The organism is Brachybacterium halotolerans (genome assembly GCF_016623465.1).
Taxonomy (GTDB): domain Bacteria; phylum Actinomycetota; class Actinomycetes; order Actinomycetales; family Dermabacteraceae; genus Brachybacterium; species Brachybacterium halotolerans.
This window is the reverse complement of record NZ_JAEDAJ010000007.1, coordinates 1-21095: the sequence shown is the minus strand read 5'-3', so window position 1 is coordinate 21095 and position 21095 is coordinate 1. Positions and strand designations below refer to the sequence as shown.

Annotated in this window: 10 protein-coding genes; all 10 read right to left on the bottom strand. The window is 72.2% G+C overall.

Annotated features, from left to right (window positions below; genetic code table 11):
* Complete coding sequence (locus I8D64_RS11890; RefSeq protein WP_200503014.1) at nt 1–714, bottom strand: FHA domain-containing protein; 714 nt, start codon at nt 712–714, stop codon at nt 1–3.
* Nucleotides 715–762: 48 nt separating this feature from the next.
* Complete coding sequence (locus I8D64_RS11885) at nt 763–2460, bottom strand: protein kinase domain-containing protein (protein ID WP_200503013.1); 1698 nt, start codon at nt 2458–2460, stop codon at nt 763–765.
* A complete protein-coding gene (locus tag I8D64_RS17830; RefSeq protein WP_343068559.1) occupies nt 2457–4898 on the bottom strand; it encodes an FHA domain-containing protein in 2442 nt (813 codons plus the stop codon). The genes I8D64_RS11885 and I8D64_RS17830 overlap by 4 nt, the downstream gene beginning before the upstream one ends.
* On the bottom strand, nt 4895–5839 hold the full coding sequence (locus tag I8D64_RS11875) for a protein phosphatase 2C domain-containing protein (RefSeq protein ID WP_200503012.1): 945 nt from the start codon (nt 5837–5839) through the stop codon (nt 4895–4897). Before I8D64_RS11875 ends, I8D64_RS17830 begins: the two co-directional genes overlap by 4 nt.
* The gene (locus I8D64_RS11870) at nt 5836–7893 is read right to left on the bottom strand and encodes an RDD family protein (RefSeq protein ID WP_200503011.1); all 2058 of its coding nucleotides are present in this window, start codon (nt 7891–7893) and stop codon (nt 5836–5838) included. The genes I8D64_RS11875 and I8D64_RS11870 overlap by 4 nt, the downstream gene beginning before the upstream one ends.
* The gene (locus I8D64_RS11865; protein WP_200503010.1) at nt 7893–10661 is read right to left on the bottom strand and encodes a transglutaminase TgpA family protein; all 2769 of its coding nucleotides are present in this window, start codon (nt 10659–10661) and stop codon (nt 7893–7895) included. Before I8D64_RS11865 ends, I8D64_RS11870 begins: the two co-directional genes overlap by 1 nt.
* Nucleotides 10658–12025, bottom strand: coding sequence for a DUF58 domain-containing protein (locus I8D64_RS11860; protein WP_200503009.1), 1368 nt, complete (start codon nt 12023–12025; stop codon nt 10658–10660). The genes I8D64_RS11865 and I8D64_RS11860 overlap by 4 nt, the downstream gene beginning before the upstream one ends.
* A gap of 13 nt (nt 12026–12038) precedes the next feature.
* Nucleotides 12039–13013, bottom strand: coding sequence for an AAA family ATPase (locus I8D64_RS11855; RefSeq protein WP_200503008.1), 975 nt, complete (start codon nt 13011–13013; stop codon nt 12039–12041).
* Between the two features lie 86 nt (nt 13014–13099).
* On the bottom strand, nt 13100–19363 hold the full coding sequence (locus I8D64_RS11850) for an Ig-like domain-containing protein (RefSeq protein WP_200503007.1): 6264 nt from the start codon (nt 19361–19363) through the stop codon (nt 13100–13102).
* Between the two features lie 290 nt (nt 19364–19653).
* Nucleotides 19654–20661 carry a polyprenyl synthetase family protein gene (locus I8D64_RS11845; RefSeq protein WP_200503006.1) on the bottom strand — a complete coding sequence of 336 codons (1008 nt, stop codon included), beginning with the start codon at nt 20659–20661 and terminating at the stop codon, nt 19654–19656.
* Nucleotides 20662–21095 lie beyond the last annotated feature (434 nt).

The window sequence follows — 21095 nt, the reverse complement described above, 5'->3', positions numbered from 1 at the left end:
TCAGTCCTCGTCGGCGTCGGCGGTGGCCTTGTCCAGCAGCGGCAGGTCCTCGGCGGTGACCAGACGGGTGAAGACGGCGTGCTCGACGAGTCGCGCCCGCCGATTGCTCGCGAGCTTCCCCGGTCCGCCGCGAAGTCCTCGCACGCCCATCCGATCGAGCTTGTCGCAGACGTTGTCGAGCTTGCGGTTGAACTTGGTGCGCGGCCACCCCAGGCGCTCCGCGGCCTGGGCGGACGTGGGCACCGCGCTCATGCCGCTGCCCTCGCGCACGAGCATGGGCTCGGCGAGGGCGAGGATCAGCTGCTTCTGGCTCTCGGTGAGCTGCACCGAACCGACGGTGGTCTCGCCGACCGGGTCCTCCGGGGACGGCGAGCGCTCGAACTCCGGGGTCTCGGTGTGCACGTCCAGCTCGTAGGTCGTCGGCCCGGCCGTGAACACCACCTTGGTGACGTCGAAGACCAGCGGCAGGCGGGCACCGGGCGCGAGCCACGCCTGCAGCGCGCCCGCGGAGTCGGTGATGGTCGCGGAGAGCCGCGAGCCCACGTTCGAGAGCCACCACAGGGAGTCCACCTGCGTGATCGTGAGGAACCGGCGGTGGAGGTACGGGTTGTCCTCGTCGACGACGAGATCGGCCTCGCGGCCGATGCTCAGCTCGCCGCCCTCCTCCGCGCGGTACCACTCACCGCAGAACTCGACCGAGATCGACGCTGCCATGCCCCTGCCTCCCTCTTCGTGCGGTCCTGCCTGCGTGCTCTGCGTGCCTCATGATCCCCGCAGCTCCTTCGTGTCGACGCACTGCTGCTTCGTGGACGGTCCGATCCCGCCGTTCTTCGTCACCACGGTGAGCACGAAGCACGGCTTGTCCCAGGCCAGCGGCACGCTGACAGTGATGCTGGAGCCCCCACGGGCGAGCATCTCCGTCTCCACGCCCTCGTACTCCTCGGGGAGGTTCTGCCAGGCGATCTTGATGTCGTCGTTCGACGTCATCCCCTCGGGCGTGCTCCAGCTGATCTTCACACTGCCCGGCGTGGTGCCGCGCTCCTTCTCGAGGACCGTCATCGAGATGTCCTTCGGAGGCTCCTGCGCTCCCGGCTCCCAGTCCTCGCTGGTCGTGGGTGCCGCGGTCGTGGGCTCCTCGGGCGCGATGAAGGTGCTGCGCACGACCGCCATCGTCCCCACCCCGATGCCCAGCACGAGCACGGCGGCGAGCGTCACCAGGGGCCACATCGGCCGGCGGCGCGCGGGCCCTCCGGGCGCCGACGGCCCGGCGGCTCCCGGCGCCGCAGCAGCGGACGGTGCCCCGGCTCCGCCCGGCCCGGCCGATCCTCCGGCTTCCGCGGAGGCGCCGGACAGCGCCTCCGGCGCCGGCGAGGGACGCACGAGGGTGGTGTCGTCCCCCTGCCCGGGCGCGAGCGAACGGGACCGGGCAGGGCGCCCGCCGCCCAGCGCGGGGGCGACACCGGCGAAGGGGTCCAGGACGCGCGACGACGGGGCGTCCGGGTCGACGGTGGAGACGCGGCGGATGTTCGTGTGCGCCTCGAGGTCGCCCTCCCCCGTGTGCTCGGGCGGGTGCTCGGGGCCGTGCTCGTCGAGCACGTCCATCTGCGTGATGGGCAGGGAGAGTGCCATCTCGACCTGCTGGAGGGCGCGGCCGAGGGCGAGCGCGGACTCGTAGCGGCCCGCGGGGTCCTTCGCCATCGCGACCGAGAGGGTCCGGTTCAGCATCTCCGGGACGTCCGGGCGGCTGAGCGGAGCGAGCGGCTCGGAGGAGATCCGGGCGATGAGATCGCTCGCGGTGTTCCCGCCCGCGCTGCGCTCGAAAGGAGTGCGCGCGGCCAGCAGCGAGTACAGGGTCGCGGCGAGGGAGAACACGTCGCTGCGCTCGTCGGCGCTGGGCGGGTCCTCGAAGGCCTCCGGCGGGGACCAGGGGATCGACAGCCCGTGGCTGGACTCGGCCTCGAGGGCGTTGCCCGCTGCCACGGAGATCCCGAAGTCCGTGAGCGCCGGCCTGTTGTACTCGGTGACCAGTATGTTCGCGGGCTTGATGTCGCGGTGCAGGATGCCCGCGCGGTGCGCGGTCTCCACGGCGCCCGCGATCTGCACGCCCACGCGCAGCGCCTCGGCGACGGAGATGCGCTCGCGGCGGAAGCGCGCCCCGTAGTTCGGGCGCGGGCAGTACTCCATGACGATGCAGGCGCGGTGCTCCCTGGTCACCTCCGCCTGGTGGATCGTGACGATCGAAGGATGGGTCGACATGGTCGCCATCACGTTCGCCTCGGCGTCGAACTGTCGGCGCACGGCGTCGTCGAGGACGCTCGCGAGCAGCACCTTGATCGCGACGCTCCGCTGCGGGCGCAGCTGGCGGTACAGGTGGACGTCGGCGAAGCCTCCGGATCCCAGCAGACGCTCGTACTCGTACCCCGCGAGCTGCGGCGGCGGGGCCGGCGGACGGGGGCTCACGAGGGCCTCCCCAACAGGGTGAGGACCACTCCGTCGCCCAGGTCGAGGCGGTCGCCGTCGGCGAGGACGGGGCTCTGGCCTGAGCGCATGCGCTGCGGCGCCTCGCCGGAGCGCAGCAGGGTGGTGCCGTTGGTGGTGCGCAGGTCCTCCGCGACCACGTGCCACCCTTCGAGGCGCAGCGCGACGTGGGAGCGCGAGATGTCCTGCTGGGGGCTGGGGACGGTGATCAGCTGGGGGACGTCGTCGCCGCTCACGCGCGAGGCGCGGGGTCGGCGGCCGATGATCGCCGAGCGGTCGAGCAGGAATCGTCCGCCGGTGCTGATCTCGATCATCCCGAGCGGCGGGCGCGCCACGGTGCGCACTCCCCCGCGGATGCGGGCGCCGCACCAGCGGCAGGTCGTGGCCTCGGGCGGGTTCGCATGCCGGTTCTCGCAGACGGCACCGGGAAGGGTGACCGCCTGGGCGGGGGCGGTGGGCGCCTGGCCGGTGGGCTGCGCAGGGGAGCCGGCCGAGGTCGCGGAGCGCGGCGGGGCCGCGGCGTCCGACGGGGCACCGTCACGCCCGGTGCCGGTGCCCGGGAGTGCGGCGGGCGCGTCCGGGGTCTGCGCTCTCTCGGCGCCGGTGCGGGCCGCAGCGCGCGCCGCCTGCGCCACCTCGGGGGCGGTGCGTCGCATGCCGGGCACCCAGTCGATGAAGTCCCCGGAGGATTCCCGTGGCTCGTCCCCTCCCATCGAGAGGGCGGGCTCGGGGCCGACGGGCTCGGCGGTTGCTCCGTCGGACGGTGCTTCCTCGCCTGCGGCACCGGCGGCGTCGAGGTCGAGGGACTCGACGTCGAGCGTCGCCTCCGAGGCACGCTCGCCCTCCGCGGCGTCCCCATCCTCGCCCGCGGCGCGGACCGCGGCCGCCTCGATGCTGCGGTGGAGGGTGCGCCCGAACAGGTCGTCGTAGGCGCTCCCGCCCTCGCCGATCACCGCGCCGAGGCCGCTCGCGCCGGCGGCCCGGGTGGGCCCCGGAGATGACTCCGCGTCGGTGGCGGCGGCGTCGGGCTCACGGGCGGACGCGGCGGCGGAGGCATCGGGCCGCGGAGCGGGATCCGGGTGCGGAGGTGCTGCGGCCGGGGCCGGCGAAGCGCCGGGCTCAGGGGCGCCGGCCTGCTCCGCGGCGTCGGGGTCGATCGGTTCGACCCGCGTCACGGGTGCCGAGTCGGTCGTGGCCATTTCCGCGTGCGCCGGCGCCTGGGCACCGTCACCGGTCGGCGTCGGCGAGGATACGGGTGCGGGGGCGGCTGGGGGTGCAGGTGCGGGCGCGGGCGACGGTGAGGGCGCCGGGCCCGTCGTCGTCTCCGTCGTGCGCTGAGCGCTGCGCGCGGCACGGCGATCGAACAGCGACGAGGTCACCAGCCTGGTCGGGCGGCCGGACACGGGCGCCTGCGGACGGTGCGCCGCAACGGGCTCGGCGGACTCGGCGGATGCGGCGACGGGTGCAGGCGTGGCCCCGGCGGGGACCGGCGCGGGCGCAGGTGCGGGCGCAGGTTCAGGAGCGGGTGCGGGTGCAGGTGCAGGTGCAGGTGCACGTGACGATGCGGGCGCGGGGTCTGCCGACGCGGACGCAGGCGCCGCGGCCGGGGACTGCTGCTCGGACGTCCCAGCGTCGGCGGCCGGCGGCGAGGCCTGGGCAGCGTCGGAGGGTGCGAAGAGGTCGTCGAACATGCTGGGCCCGGCGGGGGCCTCCGCAGCGGCATTCCGTGCGGGCGATGACGAGGACCGCGAGCTCGACGGTGCGGACGCGGACTCCGCCCGCGCGGCGGACTCCTGCGCGCGGCGCTCCTCGCGCTCGCGCCTCTCCTTGTCGCGCGCCGCCTTGCGCTGCGCGGCGCGCTCCTTGGCGGCGGGATCGAGGATGGAGCTGCCGTCGGCCTCGACCTGCTCGGCGAGCTGAGTGCGCGCCGCCTCCTCGAGCTCCGCGGGGTCGATGGTCATGAGCACGAACCCGCGGACGCGGCTCATGCCCTCGACAGTCCTCAGCGCGGCGACCGGATCCTCCGCGGGCAGATCGCCGAAGGCCATCCGGTGCACGCCGTCGAGCTCGGTGAGGACGGCGGGGCCCTCGTCGGTTCCCGCGAGCAGCTGCCGGCCCTCTGCCGTGTACACCGCGAGGGGACTCGTACCGGTGAGACCGATCGTCCGGCGCGTGCCGTCGCCGAGCGCGAACAGCACCGGGGGCAGGCGGTCCTCGGTCTCGAACTCGCTGCCCGAGGCGAGGTCACCGAGCAGGGCGTCGGCCGCCGGGGGCTCGCCGAGCACCCGCCATGCGGACGCGACCAGGGAGCTCTTGACGCCGGGGACGAGCAGCATCCAGCCGGCGGGCCGCACGACGAGCGTCGCGGGGCCGGGATTGAACCAGGTGCCGCGTCCCAGGAGCGAGGAATCCCCGCTCACTGCGATCGGTCCTCGGTCCCGTCGCCGTCCTGCGCGTCGTCCGTCCCGTCCGTCTCGTGCTGCGCGTCCTCGCCGCTGCTCCCCGCGGCGTCCGCACCGCGCGGGTGGGTGTCCTCCTCGACCTCGATGGCCGGCTGGGGTGCACCGCTCCCCCGCTGCTGGGCGTCGCCCGCGGAGAGCCCGACGAGCGCGGTCGCCTCGACGACCACGACGCTCACGTTGTCGTGCCCGCCGGCCTCGACGGCATGGCTCACGAACGCGCGGCTCAGGTCGTCGACGTCGGCGTCGCTGCGCAGGAGGCGCTCGATGGCCTCGTCGGAGATCTCGTTGGTGAGACCGTCGGAGCACACGAGGATGCGGTCGCCCACCTCCGCGGGGATCAGCCAGAAGTCCGGATCCGGCTCCGCGCCCACGCCCAGGGCGCGGGTGATCATGTGCCGGTAGGGGTGCACGCGGGCCTCGGCATCGGTGAGGTCGCCGTGGTCGATGAGCTCCTGGACGACGGAATGGTCCACGCTGACCTGCTCGAACAGCTCGCCGGAGAGGCGGTAGACGCGGGAGTCGCCCAGGTTCATGACCACCCAGTAGCCCACGCCGTCCAGCACCATCGTCGCGACCAGGGCGACCGTGGTGCCCGCGCCGCGCTCGTCGTCGGCGCTGAGACCGCTGATGCGGGCTCCCGCCGAGCGCAGGGCGTCGCCGAGCTGCTCGATGGTCACGTTCTCCTGGACGGTGAGCTTCTCGAACTCCTCGACGGCGATCGCGCTCGCGACCTCACCGGCGTTGTGCCCGCCCATGCCGTCGGCGACCATGTGGATCGGGTGCGCGTCGAGCACGGAGTCCTCGTTGGTCTCTCGTACGCGGCCGACATCGGTCGCATAGGCGGAGACCACGCGGACGGTGCCGGGGAGGTCGGGATCGGTGAGGGATGCGTCGATCACTGGATGCGCTCCACGGTGAGGGTTCGGTCCCCGATCGACAGCGTGGCGCCATCGGGCAGGGACAGGGGCGAGTGCGGGTCGAGATCCTGGGAGGAGCCGTCGGCGAGGATCAGCGCCGAGCCGTTCGTCGAGCCGAGGTCCGTGACCTGCAGGCCCTCGACGGTGGCTTCGAGACGGAGGTGCGACTTCGAGACCGAGCGGGTCTCGTCCGCGAGGACGAGCCGTTCCTCCCCGGTCTCGGCCGCAGGGTTGCGCCCGAGCGTCGCGACGCCGCGCACCTCGTGCACGGAGCCGTCGTCGAGCAGCAGGCGGTAGCCAGGGCGGCGATCGCGGCGCGCGGGGACGACCCGGGTCGCCTCGACATCGCCGAGGTCCTCCGTCGGGTGCGTCAGACGCGTCGACTCGTCGAGGTCGGCGGGAGCGCCGACGGGCGCGGGCGTCGAGGACGGTGCCGGAGCCTGGGCCAGCGCGGGCGTCGGCGCCGGGGCAGGAGAAGATTCCGCGGCCGGAGCGGGAGCAGGCTCCGTGGCCGACTGCACGGGCTCGACCTCGGGCGCCGGCGAGCTCGTCCACGCAGCACTCGGATCGTTGCCGGCGACGGGCTCGATGGGCTGCACGGGCTCGGCGGGCTCGCTCGCCGCCGCGGCCGATCCCTCCGAAGGCGGGGCCCAGGGGTCGACGATCTCGTCGGCCTGTGCGCTGTGCGAGTCGGCCGGACGGGGGTCCGCGGGGGGTGAGTCCTCGGCGGCGGCCGGCGCAGGCGCGGATGACTCCTCGTGCGGTGCCGGGGGCGGCGGGGCCCAGGGCGAGGAGGTGATGATCGGCTTCTCCACCCGGTCGGACGACGGTGCGACGGGGCCCTGAGAGGCCCCGGGAGATGCCGCGGGGGCGTCCCATGACTGCTCGCGCGCATCATCGGGTGGCGAGCCCCACGCGGGCGAGGGCTGTGCCTGCGCCGGGGACGGCGCGGGCGCCGGAGATCCCCACGCGGGCGGTGCAGGGGCGGCTGATGCGGCGGCCGGTGATGCGGCACCGCCCTGCGACGTGCCGCCAGCCGGGCTCCCGTTCGCGGCAGGCTCCTCCCAGGCGGCACCGGGCTTCGCGGTGAGGTTCTCGCGCACGGACACCGGCACCGAGGGGTCACCGAGGTACTGGGCGGCGTCGGGCCGGGCGAAGTCGTCGGGCCGAGGGGCGTAGGGGTCGCGACCGGCGCGCGCGTCCACGAGGATCGTGCTGATCATGCGGTCGTGCAGGCCGCGCCCGTGGCGCTCGGGGTCGAGGAACGTCGTCAGCCCCGCGATCCAGGTGAGCAGCGCGAGCACCACGTACCGGGCCAGCGAGCGGCCGAAGCCGAGGGGTGCGCCGGTGTCCTCGCGCACGACCCGCAGGCCCATGATGAGTCCTCCCAAGGTGAAGCCGCGGCTCCCCTGCAGCCACACGATCACGAGTGCGTAAGCGATCGGCAGGGCCGCGCCGAGGCCGGTCAGGATCGTCGCGAGCGTCGGATGCGACTGCAGGACCAGGAGGATCGTGCCGATCCACAGGGGCAGTGCGGTGATGCCCGCGATCACTCCGTCGATGATGAAGGCGAGCACGCGCTTGCCGGTGCCCGCTGGGGCGCAACCGTCCAGCGGCGGTTCGAGGGGCGCGGGCCCACCGGGGTCGGCGGGTCGGTCCTGCGCCGGGGAGGGCGGCTGCCCCCACACGCCGGCGGGCTGCTGTGCGTCCATCCCACGATCGTACTGGGGCCGTCCCCGCAGCGCCGTCCCGGCGGGATCCGGCGGCTCCGGGGCGCTGCTGCCCAGCAGCTGGATCTGATCGGAGTCCTCGGCGGGCGCGCTGTCCGCGGCCGCCTCGGCGCGTCGCCGCGGCGGCGCCGACCAGGCGCCGGGTGCGTCGGTCGCGCGCTTCTCGTAGGGCGACTCCCGGTACCGGGCGCCGCACTCGCCGCAGAGGGCCGCACCGGCGCTCAGCAGTGCCCCGCAGGTGCTGCAGTAGCGGGGCGTCCCGCCCTGCGCGCCGGACGGACCCCCGTGGCCTGCCTGGATGCTCATCATCGGTCCCTCCTGCGGCGCGGTCCGCGCCGTGCGCTCGATGTTCTGCGCCATGCACGGTATCGGTCCGCGGCCCCGCCCACGAACGATCGGACCCTCTGCATGGCCCGCTCGGGGGCGCCGCGCAGGGAGAACGCGCCGCCTGTCCGGGATGCACGATCCGCGACGCTCCCCCTGCGGGAGTCCTCCGCGGAGCGCTGGGCGGAGGCCGCTCGCAGCCGCTGCTCGGCGCGACGGTCCGCGTGACGCCGCGCCCAGAAGGAGCGCAGCGAGACCGCTGCGCGCGCCCGACGGTGCCAGGGCAGGTCCTCGGTCATCCGACGGCGCGCGGCGGCGACCGAGGCCCAGTACGACTCGAGGTCGGACTCCGACGGGGCGTCGGGGGCGAAGGTCACCCGGTCGGCGCCGGAGGCCAGATGCCGCAGGTCCGCGGCCGCCTCGGCGTCGAGGTCGGCGATGATCGCCTCGGCGGTCTCCCTCCTGGTGTCCGACGGCGCGCCGCGCCGTCCCAGGTCGGTGCGCAGATCCACGATCTCCCGCCAGCCTCCGTCGATGCGGTCCCCGGGGGCTCCGCGCAGCCTGCGGTGGCGTCGGCGCAGCACCTTCGCCCCGGCGATCGCACCGAGCGTCGCGGCGACGAGCACGGCCAGCAGGCCCGTCCCGGAGACGTACCCGACCCACAGCGGGGCGGGCTCGGGCGGATCCGGCGGGTCTGGCTGGTCCTCGGCCGTGGCGCCCGGCGGGGGCGTCGGCGGGTCCGCGGGCGGCGGCGGGGGCTGGGGCACCTGCGGCTGCGGCTTGTCGGTGGTCTTCTGCTCGGGCTGGGTGAGGGTGTCGTCGTTGTCGGGAGCCGGATCGAAACGCTGCCAGTGGACGGTGTCGGATCCGGGCTCCTGGAAGGCGACCTCGACCCAGGCGGTGACGTCGTCGCCGGTGACGGTCGCGGTCCCCGCATCGGAGCCGGAGACCTCGAAGCCCATCACCACGCGGGCGGGGATCCCGATCTCCCGGGCGAGGACGGCGGTGAGGGCCGCGAACTGCTCCTCGTCGCCGATCCTGCCCTGCGGCATGGCGTCGGGCTCGGAGCGGTCGAAACTCGGATCGTTCAGCATCGCGAGCAGGCGGGACTCCCCGTGACCGGAGAGCGAGGCCTGCTGGTCCTCGATGCCGTGGGAGTACTCGGCCTCGTTCTTGATGCCGACCAACAGGTTGCTCATGGTCTGGTAGTCGTTGGGGGCGTCGCCGGCCCACTCCTCGGCGGCCTGCTTGAACTTCGGGTCGAGCCCTTCGAGGGGCGGGAGCTCCTCCGCCACGCCGGCGGCGAAGCGCATCGAGTGCTGTGCGTCCTCGGACGCGCTCCTGTACGGCTCGTAGGTGACGTCGTAGCTGTCGCCCTCGCGCAGCGAGGACGAGTCCACGAGCGTCTGGGAGCGACGGTTGAGGAAGAGGGAGTCGCCCAATCGCGCGGACCCCGAGGGCCGCTGCGCCGTCGGCTCCTGAGCGGGGTCGACGCGATCGGTCGTCGTGCCCAGGGTGGGCATCCACACCCCGTGGTAGCCGCCGACAGTGACCGTCGAGGTGCGCGCGTCCCCTCCCGGCTGCGCGAGATCCACGGCGCCGGCGATCTTGAGGAACGCGCCCGAGGGTGAGTTCGCGCGGTTCGAGCCGGCGACGTCGTACACCTCGCGGTTGTAGTCGTCGAGGGTCGCCAGACGGATCTGCTCCCCGTCCTTCACGTTCGTGACGGTGAAGAGCTCCTCCTTGCGGCGGTTCTTGACGTAGCCGCGGAAGTCGGAGAGCGGGGAGACGTACTCGGCCGGGTCGAACTGCGGGGTGAGGCTGTCGCGCAGGGCGAAGCGGGCCGTGCCCGGGGGCGGGTCCAGAGCGGGGCTCGCGGCGCCGGTGATCGCGGCGGCGAGCAGCAGGATCACTCCCCCGCCGATCACGCGACGGCGCAGCACGGGGTTGCCCCAGGATCCCGCGCGCACGGTGTCGGAGATGATGGTGGAGCGCGAGGTGCGCAGGCGCGCGCTCTCGAAGCGCCAGCTCAGCCAGGCGAGGGAGAGCATCGCGAACAGCAGTCCGCGCAGCAGCGGGAGGGTGGCCTCCGCCGTGCCGAACACGACCGAGCAGAGCAGCATCGCGCAGGGGAACAGCCACGCGATCACGCAGCGGCGGGTGCGCAGCAGCACGGAGAAGCCCGCGACGCCCAGCAGCAGCATGGGCAGCCAGACGACGCCCAGCACGCCGTTCCCGATGCCGATCGGCGGGCTGATGGTGAGCGCGCTCTTCCAGGTCGTCACGGGCATGCGCAGCAGCTCGAGAAGGGCCGACGGCGTGGGCAGCACGCCGAGGAGCGCACGGTCCGGCACCACGAACGCCGCACCCAGCGCGAAGTGCACGATCGCGATCGCGAGGGTCAGCAGCAGCGGCCCGAGGGACCAGCGGGCGCCCAGCAGGGCGATCACCAGCGAGAGGACGAGCGCCATCACGCCGGTCACGAGGTACCAGGGGCCTCCGAAGACCGAGTGGAACCCCAGCAGCGCGAGCAGGAACAGCGCGCCCAGCACGACCACGTCCACGACGCTCGCGCGCAGCGGGCGCTGCTCGCCCAGGGTCTCCTCGACCCCTCCGGTCGGCGATCGCCGTGGGGGCGGGGCCGTGGTCGTGGCCGATGCCTCCGGCGCCAGGTCCGTGCCCGTCTCCGGGTCCATCCCCGGCGACGAGGACCGCCGGCCTCCGGGACCGGGCAGGGGCGCGACGCTCATCGGCCCACCGTCCTCATCGCCATCGGCAGGTCCTCGATGCGCCCCAGGGTCACGAGCTCGAGACCGCCCAGGCGCGAGCGCCGCACCTCCGCGCCGCGTGCGCAGCGCACCGCGATGGGCAGCACGCCGGGCGGGAAGCGGGTCGCGGCCTGGTTGAGCTCGGTCGGGGTCGCCTGGGACCCGACGACGAGGACGACGGCGGACGCGTTCGGGGCCTTGTCCGCGCAGGCCTGGCCGAGATCCCGCAGGGGGCGCCGGCCGCGTTGCGCCTCGAGCACCGTGTAGTCGTCCAGCAGCCGGCGCAGCGTGGTGGTGCGCTGGCGCCCGGCGGTGGTGAGGGCCGTGAGCTCCTTCTCCTCCCGCATCGTCTGCACGGAGACGGAGGCCGCGGCCGAGACGGCGAGCTCGAACTCGTCCTCGTCCTCGAAATCGGCGGCGCGGTCGGCGAGCGCGACGACCACGTGGGAGCGTCGGGTCTCCTCGAACTGGCGGACCATGAGCCTGCCGGTGCGGGCGGTCGTGCGCCAGTGGACGTGCCGGCGGTCGTCCCCCGGCGTGTAGTCGCGCAGGGCGTGGAAGGCGATGTCGGAGCTCGAGAGATCCGAGGAGGGCGTGCCCTCGAGGTCCCGCAGGAAGCCGCTCGCGGCCTCGTCGAGGCGGACGGTGCGCGGGTGCACGAAGAGCTCCTGCGCCTTCGCCCAGGTCACCTGGCGGCGCATGAGCGAGAGCGGATCGTCGCGCACGGAGCGCACGGGGCCGACCACGAGCACGGCACGACGGCGGGTGGGCACGGCGAACAGCTCCTCGTGGGCGGCCGAGGCACCCAGCCGCGGCACCAGGAACTGGGCGCTCGCGCTGCCCACGGAGAGCTCGATCCGCGAGGGCAGGATCGTCTTCTCGGTCGGATTGCGGACCTCGACCCGGCCGACGGCACGGGTGCCCACGACCACGCGATGGGACTGCAGGTCCAGGGTGATCGCGTAGGAGGTGCGCCCCAGCACGAACACGGCCGCGATCACGAGAGGCACGAGCAGGGCGAGCGCGAGCACGTTGAGCTCGGTGATGTGCAGCCAGAGCCCGAGAAACCCGCTCCCCAGCACCGCTGCGAGCAAGGTCCAGCCCACGGGCGAGACCACGGCGAGCGCGGGGCTCGCACGCTTCCACGCACGCTGCGCCGTGCGCCGTCCGCGTTCGAGGGGCCCCGGCGCTGGAGCGTCGGTGTCCGTGACCTCGGCGGCCGTCGACGTCGGCCCGGGCGCCGACGACGGCCCGGGCGCGGGCGACTGCACCGAGGGCTCGCCCGGTGCTGCGACGGGCGACGGGGCCGACGGGGGCGTCGAGGAGATGCGGGGAGGGATGCTCATGCGCTTTGGAGGCTCACGCGCTCTCTCGGCGGGCCTGCGGCGGGGCGACCTCGGAGAGGATCCTGCCCATGACGCTCGCGGCGGAGGCGCCGGCGAATTCGGCCTCGGGGTCCAGGACGAACCGGTGCAGCCAGACGGGCGCGATGAGCTCCTTGACGTCGTCGGGGATGACGTAGTGGCGGCCGTCGGCCGCGGCCCAGACCTTCACGGCGCGCATGAGGGCGAGGGCGCCGCGGATGGAGACGCCCACACGGACCTCATCGGCCAGTCGCGTCTCCTCCATGAGCCGGGAGACGTACTCGAGGACCGCGGGGTCCACGTGCACGGTCGAGGCGAGGGCGGTCATGTCGTCGACGGCCTGCAGGGAGATCTTCGGGCTCAGCTGCCGGCTGCGGTCGCGGATCGCGGATCCCTGGAGGATCTGCACGCTCGAGGCATGGTCGGGGTACCCCAGGGACGTCTTCATGAGGAAGCGGTCCAACTGCGCCTCGGGCAGGCGGTAGGTGCCGGCCTGCTCGATGGGATTCTGGGTGGCGATCACCAGGAACGGGGAGCCGACCTCATGGGTGACGCCGTCGACGGTGACCCGCCCCTCCTCCATCACCTCGAGCATCGAGGACTGGGTCTTCGGGGAAGCGCGGTTGATCTCGTCGGCCAGGACGATGTTCGCGAAGACGGGCCCCTTGTGGAACTCGAACTGCTTGGTGGCCTGGTCGTAGATCGTCACGCCGGTGACGTCGGAGGGCAGCAGGTCGGGCGTGAACTGGATGCGCGTCGACGTGCCCTGCACGGTCGCGGCGAGCGCGCGGGCGAGCGAGGTCTTCCCCGTGCCCGGCGCGTCCTCGAGCAGCACGTGCCCGGGGGCGAGCATCGAGGTGAGCACGAGGCGCACCACGTCGCTCTTGCCCAGGACGGCCTGGCCGACGCTCTGGACGAGCTTGTCGAAGGTCTCGGCGAACCAGCTCGCCTGTTCGGGGGTCATGCTCACGTCGGTCTCCAGAATGTGTCGTGTTCGAGCGAGGTTCGTGCGGCACCGGGCAGGCCTGGAGGACCAGGTCCGCCGGCGCTGACGGGTCAGCTGTCACGCCAGGCGAACTGCCCGACCTTCTTCTCCGAGCCGTCGACGCTGAGGTAAACGTCGGTGGTCGTGCCCGGCTTGCCGTAGTAGAGCTTGTTGCCGCCCTTGGACGTGTCGCCGTAGGACCAGGTCCCGTCCCGCGCGGGATGGGCGGTCTTCGTGTTGCTCCCGTCGACGTAGGTCCAGTCCTTGCCGTCGGTCACGAGCCTCATCTTGTAGGTCTTCGACGGGTCCATGTCCTTGAAGTTCAGCACGATCGTCCGGCAGGACGCACCGTTGCAGACACCGGGGTAGCTCTCTTTCCCCGTGACCTGCATTCCTGTGAACGCCCCTGAGGCCGTCTTCGCGGTCGCGGAGTCGGAGGTGGTGCCGCTGACGAGCTTCTCGCTGTTCACGACGCGCGCATCGACGGTGTACTTCGTGCCGCCCTTCGCACCCACCTGCGGATCGCCGCCGCCGGCGCCGAGGTCCTTCCAGCCGCCGCCGTTCACGCGGTACTGGACTGTGCTCACGCCGACCCCGCCGCCGCCGTTGGCCCTGATCTTCGCGGTCACGGGGCAGGAGGTGCCGCTGCAGTTCGCTGCGCTCATCGACACCGACGGCGCATCCGGCTTCGTGTACGGGCGCACGGCGCTCGAGGCCTTCGAGAGCTCGCTCTCGCCGCCCGCGAAGCGGTTGTAGGCCTGCACGGTGAACGTATAGTCCTTCCCGTTCTCCAGCCCGTCGATCGTCACCGAGTCCTTCGAGGCGTCCACGGTCCGCGGCTCGCCGCCGGGCCAGCGCACCATGTAGTGGTCGATCGGCGTGCCGCGCCCGTCCGCCTTCTTCCAGGAGACCGTGACGCGGCCGTTGGGCCCGCTGCCCGTGTGGGCGTCGGGGAGGGAGGCCGTCACGCCCGTGGGCGCCTTCGCCTTCGCATACGCCGTGACCGGGTTCGAGGCCGTCGAGGCCCCTGTCCCCTTGCCCACGGAGTTCGTGCCCGTGTAGGTGAACGTGTACTCCGTGTTGCGGTCCAGGTCGTCGAAGCGACCGGAGGTCTTCCCGTCCTTCGTGGTGATGGTCTCCTCGGCGCCGCCGCCCTTCCCGGGATGGGCGGTGACGGTGTACGAGGTGACCTTCTCGCCGTTCTGCTCGTCCTCGGTCATCGCCGGCCACTTCACCGAGACGGCGCCGCCCAGTTCGTCCTCGAGGCGCGTCGCGGTGATCTTGCCCGACGGTTTCTTGGGCTTGCCCGCAGGGTGCTCCGCCGACGACCGCTCGGACCAGTCGGAGGGCTCGTCGGCCTTGTTCTTCGCGCGGACGCTGAAGGTGTAGTCGACGCCGTTGGTCAGCCCGTCCACGGTGGTGCTGGTGCTCCCGCCCTCGACCGGGATCGACCTCGTGGAACCGTCCGCGCCGATCATCTGCAGCACGTACTCGCTGATGGGCGAGCCGTGGTTGACGGGCTTCGTCCAGGACACCTGGAGCTTCCCGTCGCCGCGCTTCACGCGCGGAGCGTCGGGCTTCTCCGGCTTCACGTCGGGACGGGCCTTCGCCGAGGCGGCCGACGGCTCCGACGTCCCCACGTCGTTCGTCGCGGCGACGGTGAAGGTGTACTCGGTGTCGTTGGTGAGTCCGCTGATCTTGCAGGTCGTGCTCTCGCACTGCGTGGACTTCCCACCGCCGGCGGGCTTCACCGTGTACCCCGTGATCGGGGCGCCGTTGTCGTTCCCCGGCTCGAATCCGAGCACCACGTACCCGTCGCCGGTCTCCTCGATGCGAGGCGCCGAGGGGGAATCCGGCTTGCCGCGCACGTTGACGCGGATGGTGCCCGTGTCCTGCCGGTCGGGATCCTTGGTGGCGTCCTGGATGGTGTAGCTGGCCGTGGCGACGCCGTGGAAGTCGGCGCCGGGCGCCAGCGTCACCGCGTCGTCCGTGTGGTCCACGTCGATCGTGCCGGCCTTCGCCTTCGCGTCGACGATGGTGACGGGCTTGCCCAGGGGCTCGGTGTCGTTCGCGGTGGGGCGCACGGTCTTCGTGTCCCCCGCGTCGATGTCGTAGGTGTCCTCCTGGGCGGACGGGAGCGGCTCCCGGGAGCCGGTGACCGTGCCGCTGATCTCGGCCTTCACGGGGTCGTTGGTGCCGTCGGAGACGGAGACGGGCACCGAGAACTTCGTGCCCTTGGCGACGTCGGCATCGGCCTGGGCGCTCACCACTCCCTCGGGGCTGACCTCGACGCTGATGCCGTCCACTCCGGTCTCGCCGGTGGACTCGAACGTGAGGTCGTCGCCCTCGGGGTCGTCTGCGGTCCGGGCGAGGTCGACCTGGCGGGCGTCGCCGCCCTGCTCGACCTCGAGGTCGGTCCCCTGGATCGACGGCGGCCTGTTGTCCTTGGACTCGACCGTGACCGGGATCGACAGCATGCCCACGGCCGCGGTGTCGTCGCCGCGCGGCCCGTCGGTGACCTCGGCGGTGATCGTGTCCTCGCCGGAGTAGTCGTCGGCCGCGCGGTACACGAGAGTGTGCTCGTTGGCGACGAGGCTGTCGCCGTTCGCGTGCTTCGCCTTCACGGTGGCGGTATCGGTGATGACGGGTGCCTGGCCGCCCGGTCGCACGCGCACGTTGTCCGTGTCGTCGAGCGGGATCTTCGCCTCCGTCCCGGCCTGGACGGTGATGGGCTCGCCGACCCAGGTGGGGGCCTGCTTCGAGGTGCCCGGCACCCAGATGTAGCCGGCCGCGGAATGGTCGTCGAGGTCGGTGGCGGTGTAGCGGATCCGGAAGGGCTCCTCCCGCGGGGTGACGCGCACGATCCCGCGGTCCTCGTCGACGATCTGCACGCCCTCGGGGCTGCCGTCGATCGCGACCTCGAGGTCCTTCACGCTGCCGTCGGGGTCGACGTCGTTCGCGAGGGCGTCGACGTCCACGTGGTCGCTGCTCTCGTCGAGCACCTCCGCGGCGGGGACGAAGTCGTCGGTGACGATCGGAGCGCGCTCCTCGACGTCCTCCTTGACGGTCAGCAGGATGCTGGCCTCGTCGGAGAGGGATCCGTCGCTCGCGCCGTACCTGATGGTGTACGTGCCGGGCTCCTCCGGCGTCACCATGTCGACGGAGGCCGAGCCCTTCGCCTGGTCCTGGTCGAGGTCGACGGATCCGTCCTCGGACTTCACGAGGTCCCGGTCGATGCTGAGCGGCGCCCCCTCGGGGTCGGTGTCGTTCTCCAGCGGGAAGACCTGCAGCTTGCGGCCCGGCTTGGCCTCGACCGTGTCGTCCTCGGCGATGGGGTACTGATTGGTCTCGGTGCGGGCGGCGATGCCGATCTTCACCTCGGCCGTGCCGACGGCGCCCTGGCGGTCCATGACCTGGTAGCGGAAGGTGTCCGTGCCCGAGGCGTCGTCATCGGCCACGTAGTCGATCCACTCCCCGGACGCGGAGGTCACGCGTCCCTTGCTCGGGGCGTCGCCGGTGACTCCGGTGAGGATCACGGAGTCGCCGTCGGGATCGACGCCGCTGAGGCTCACGGGGATGCGCACCGTGCTCCCGGCGACGGTGCGCGCGGTGAGGTTCTGCGGCGCGGGGCGCTCGTTGCTGGCGTCGTCCGGGACCACGGTGATCCGCAGGCGCGCGGAGGCCGAGCGCCCGGTCTCGTCGGTGGCGGTGTAGGACAGGGAGGTCTCGCCCTTGGCATCGGGCTTCGCGGTGAAGCGGACCTTGTCCTGATAGGTCTCGAGCGTCCCCATGTCCTCCGCGTCGTCGGCGTCGCGGAAGTCGCCGCCGAGCGCGAGGTCGGAGTCGATCGGGGAGGTGTCGTTGGCGAGGACGTCGGCCGTCACCAGGTCTCCCGCCCGCACGGTCACCTCGTCGTTGACGGTCTTCGGCTCGGCGAACTGGCTGTCGGTCTTCACGACCATGGTCTGGACCGTGCCCTCGACCTCGCCGGCCTGGTTGGCGACGGTGTAGGAGATCGGGACGGGCTCGCCGTCGGTCTCGGCATCGGGATCCGCGGAGATCTTGATCAGATGGTGGTCGAGCACGCGCGCATCGACGCCGCTTCCGTCGTGCACCGACACGGAGTCGACGACCAGCACTCCCCCGGTCGGGTCGACGTCGTTCTCGAGCGGGTCGACGAGGGTGGACCCGCCGGCGGTGACCATGCCGAGGTCGTCCACGGCGACGGGCTTCTCGGCCTCGGCGCTCGGGTCGGCGACGTCCACGCGGATGAGCCCGTCGGCGCTCTGCGTGCCGCCGACGATCGTGTAGTCGAGGTAGTAGGTGCCGGCCGTCCTGCCGGTGACGGAGACGGTGCCGGCGTCGAGGTCCTTCTCGATGTCGAGACCGTCCCCGCCGCCCTCGAGGGAGACCTCTGCGAGCTCGAGCTTGTCGCCCGAGGGGCTCAGGTCGTTCTCGAGCGGTTCGAGGTCGACGGTGCTGCCGGCGACGACCTGGGTGTGGTCGGCCGTGGTGATCGGTGCGAGGTCCTCGTCCTGGACGACCTCCACCTTGAGCTCGCTCTCGAACTCCTGGCCCTTGTCGTCGCGCAGGGTGAGGGAGATGGACTTCTCCCCGTCCTCGAGGCCCGCGTCGGTGTAGCTGACAACGCCGTCCGGGGTGAAGGTGACGCTGTCCTGCGGCTCGACGCTGGCTCCGGCGAGGTAGAAGTCGTCGCCGTCGGGATCACGGTAGTAGGGCAGGATGTTGAAGCTGAAGCTGCGCCCGGACCGGATCTTCATCTTCGGCGTCTCGTCCTGGGCGAGCTCGGGCGGGGCGTCGTCCTGCTCTCCCCGGACCGTGAGGGTCGCGACGGACTCCGCGGTGCCGCCCCGGCCGTCGGAGACCGTGTAGACGATCTCCTTCTTCGTCCCGGGCTTCGCGTCCTCGGGGACGTCGATCTGCAGTTGGGTGCCGCCCCGGATCGGGGTCACGCGCCCCAGGTCGCTCTCGGCCTTCTTGGGCTTCGCGGTGAGGACGTCGCCGTCAGGGTCGGTGTCGTTGCGCAGCACGTCCAGCACGGTGCTGGATCCGGGTCGCACGCCCATCTCGTCGGGGTTCGCCACCGGGTCGCGGTTGTCCTCCTTGCGGTCGTAGTCGAGGTTCGCGACCGTGGAGGTCTTGGTCTCCTTCTCCTCCTGCTTGCGGTCGTCCTTCTTGATGTCCTGGGTGACCACCCAGTCGTCGACCAGCGACATGTCCTGGGAGATCATCCAGGACAGCCCGCTCTCCTGGTCGTTGAGGACGACGAGGTCCCCGTTGACGCGCAGGGCGAGGTCGCTCTCGTCGCGGGCGTCCTCGATCGTGTCGGCCTTCACCTCCCCGCCGCAGACGCGCACATAGCGCAGGGACCCGTTCCACGCCCCGTAGGCGCAGCCGCCGACCTGCGCGGGCGCCACGGGCTCCCCGTTCCCGCCGGACGGGTGGTGCTGCGCCTTCCCGTCCGAGCCGCTGAGCGGGATCTGGTAGAGCGTATCCGTGGTGGCGAGGACGACGTCGTCGGACTCGGGGCCCGGCTGCTGGAGCTCGGCGCCCTGGACGCTCGCGGTCGATGCCCCGAGATCCTCGAGCGCGACCGTGGTCTTCGCGTCCTCGCCGATGTGCAGTCGGCCGTGGCCGGTCTCGGTGTCGAGCACGACGGGTGTCTCGCCGACGGTGGTGAGGGAGACCGCGTCCTCGCTGCTCGAGAGGTCGTCGATGGTCCCGACTTTCTCGGGCTTCTCCGCACCCACGTCGAGGGTGCGCGGGATCTTGTACAGCTGCTTCCCGTCGAGCACGAAGACGGTCCCGGAGTCGGTGACGGCGATCTGCGCGTTCTCGTCCTCCGCGGTGAGCATCGGCTTCTGCCCCGTCGCGGAGAAGGAGGAGATCTGGGCTGCGTCGGCGACCCAGACGCGTCCCCCGGTGCCGATGATGCCGACGCGGTCGGATCCGAGATCCACCTCGGGGTCCAGGCCGAGGTTGATGTTGCCGGTGCGCTCCACGGTGGCGGTGTCGATGGGGATGATGCCCTTGGGACCGGTGACCATCACGTGGTATCCGTCCTGCAGGACGTCGAGGTCGTCGCCGTCGATGGCCTCGCGGCCGTCGAACTCCCGGGCATCGACGTTGAGGCGCCCCAGGAGGTGCTTCTGGGAGTTGGTCACCCACACGGCGCCGTTGTTGACGGTGACCTCGGCGGAGGCGAGTCCGTCGAAGCGCACGGCGCAGATGGTGACGACGAGCGCGAGAACGGCCAGGACGGCGCTGGAGATGAGGGTGCGCCGGCGTCGTCGGCCCGTCATCGCGAATGCCACGCGCAGCTCCCCTGCCCCTCATGCCGCGCTGCCCGAGGCGGTCCCGGAGCGCGACAGCCCCCTGCAAGACTCGTCGGTACGAGGGCGCTCAGCTCCCGGCATCGATCGGTCGGGTCGCCGTGCGGACGCGGCGGTGCCGGCGTCCTTCGGCGTGGAGTGCCCGGAGTGATGCTACCGGCAGGTCGGCCTGAAGCCAATGCCCGGGCATGAATGTGGAGTGGCGAACGGGCGACGATGCGCCCGGACCCCGACGTGCCCGCGACGCAGCACGAGCTGACCTCAGAGGTCGCTCAGGTATCGCGGTCGACGAGTCCTCGTGTGAAGTCGATCAAAGCACGGCGGGCGGGGACGTCCGGCAGTGCGCCAAGGATCTCGATGGCCTCGCCGACGAGCGCATGGGCCATGTCGAGGGTCGTCTCGAGCGAAGGATCCTCACGGAGGAGGCTGACGAGCGCGGCGAGGTCATCGTCGTCGCTCAGGTCCCCGTCGAGCCGGTCGACGATGTCGCGGGTCCGCGCGTCCGGATTCTCCTGCAGGCGCCTGCGGATCAGCAGCGTCGGCATCGTGGGGACGCCCTCGCGCAGATCCGTGCCCGGGTTCTTCCCGGAGGTCTGGGAGTCGCTGCGGAGATCGAGGACGTCGTCGGCGAGCTGGAAGGCGACGCCCGCCTTCTCCCCGTACGCACGCATGATCGAGGCGACCTCGTCGCCGGCGCCTGAGGTGAGCGCACCGATCTCCCCGGCGACGGAGAGCAGCGATGCGGTCTTGTCGGAGAGGACGGAAAGGTAGTGCTCGAAGGGGTCGGCATCGTCCGCGGGACCGACGGTCTCGTGCAGCTGGCCCAGGCACAGGCGCTCGAAGGTGTGGGCGTGAAGGGCGACGATATCGGCGCCGAGCTTCGCACTCAGGGCGCTCGCACGGGCGAACAGGAAATCCCCGGTGAGGATGGCGACCGAGTTGCCCCAGACCTCGTGGGCGCTCGCGGTCCCTCTCCGCGTGGGCGCCGAGTCCATGACGTCATCGTGATAGAGCGAGGCCAGGTGCGTCAGTTCGACGAGGGTGCCGGCGTCGATCACGGCGTCGTCCTCGATGTCACCCATCGAGGCCGCCAGGAGCACCACCAGGGGGCGCAGTCGCTTGCCGCCAGCGTCCATGAGGTGGCGGGACGTCCAGGACATCATGTCATCGGAGACCGCGACGGCGTCCGTCAGCCTCTTCTCGACGCGCGCGAGGCCGGAGAGCACCGCTCCTGCGAGTTCGTCGTCGACGTCAGGGAGTGACGAGAGGGCAGATTCCACGATTCGTCCTCTCGCACGGGGTCACGGCCACGGGTCCCCACGCTCGCGAGGACCCTCACGATTCTAGCCCCGGGGGCATCGGAGCAACCACCTTCAGCCTCCCGGCATGCACCACACCACACGCGCACGACGGGACTCGCCTGCCTGTCCTCAACGCGGACCTCATCCCGGCTCGAGAACACGATGGGGCTGCACCGGGGCGTCCAGTCCGCTATGGAGCCGCCGGCTCCGGATCAGACGCATCGGTGGCACACGGAGAGACGGGAACCAGCCGGAGACTGGAAACGTGTGGGTGCAGAAAAAAGGCTGTGGCTCGTCACCGCGCTCCACCCGAACCCGATCACTCGAGTCCAGGGAGCTGCTCGTGACGAGCCACAACCCTCATTCACAAAGGAATGTCCGGCGGCGTCCTACTCTCCCACACCCTCCCGAGT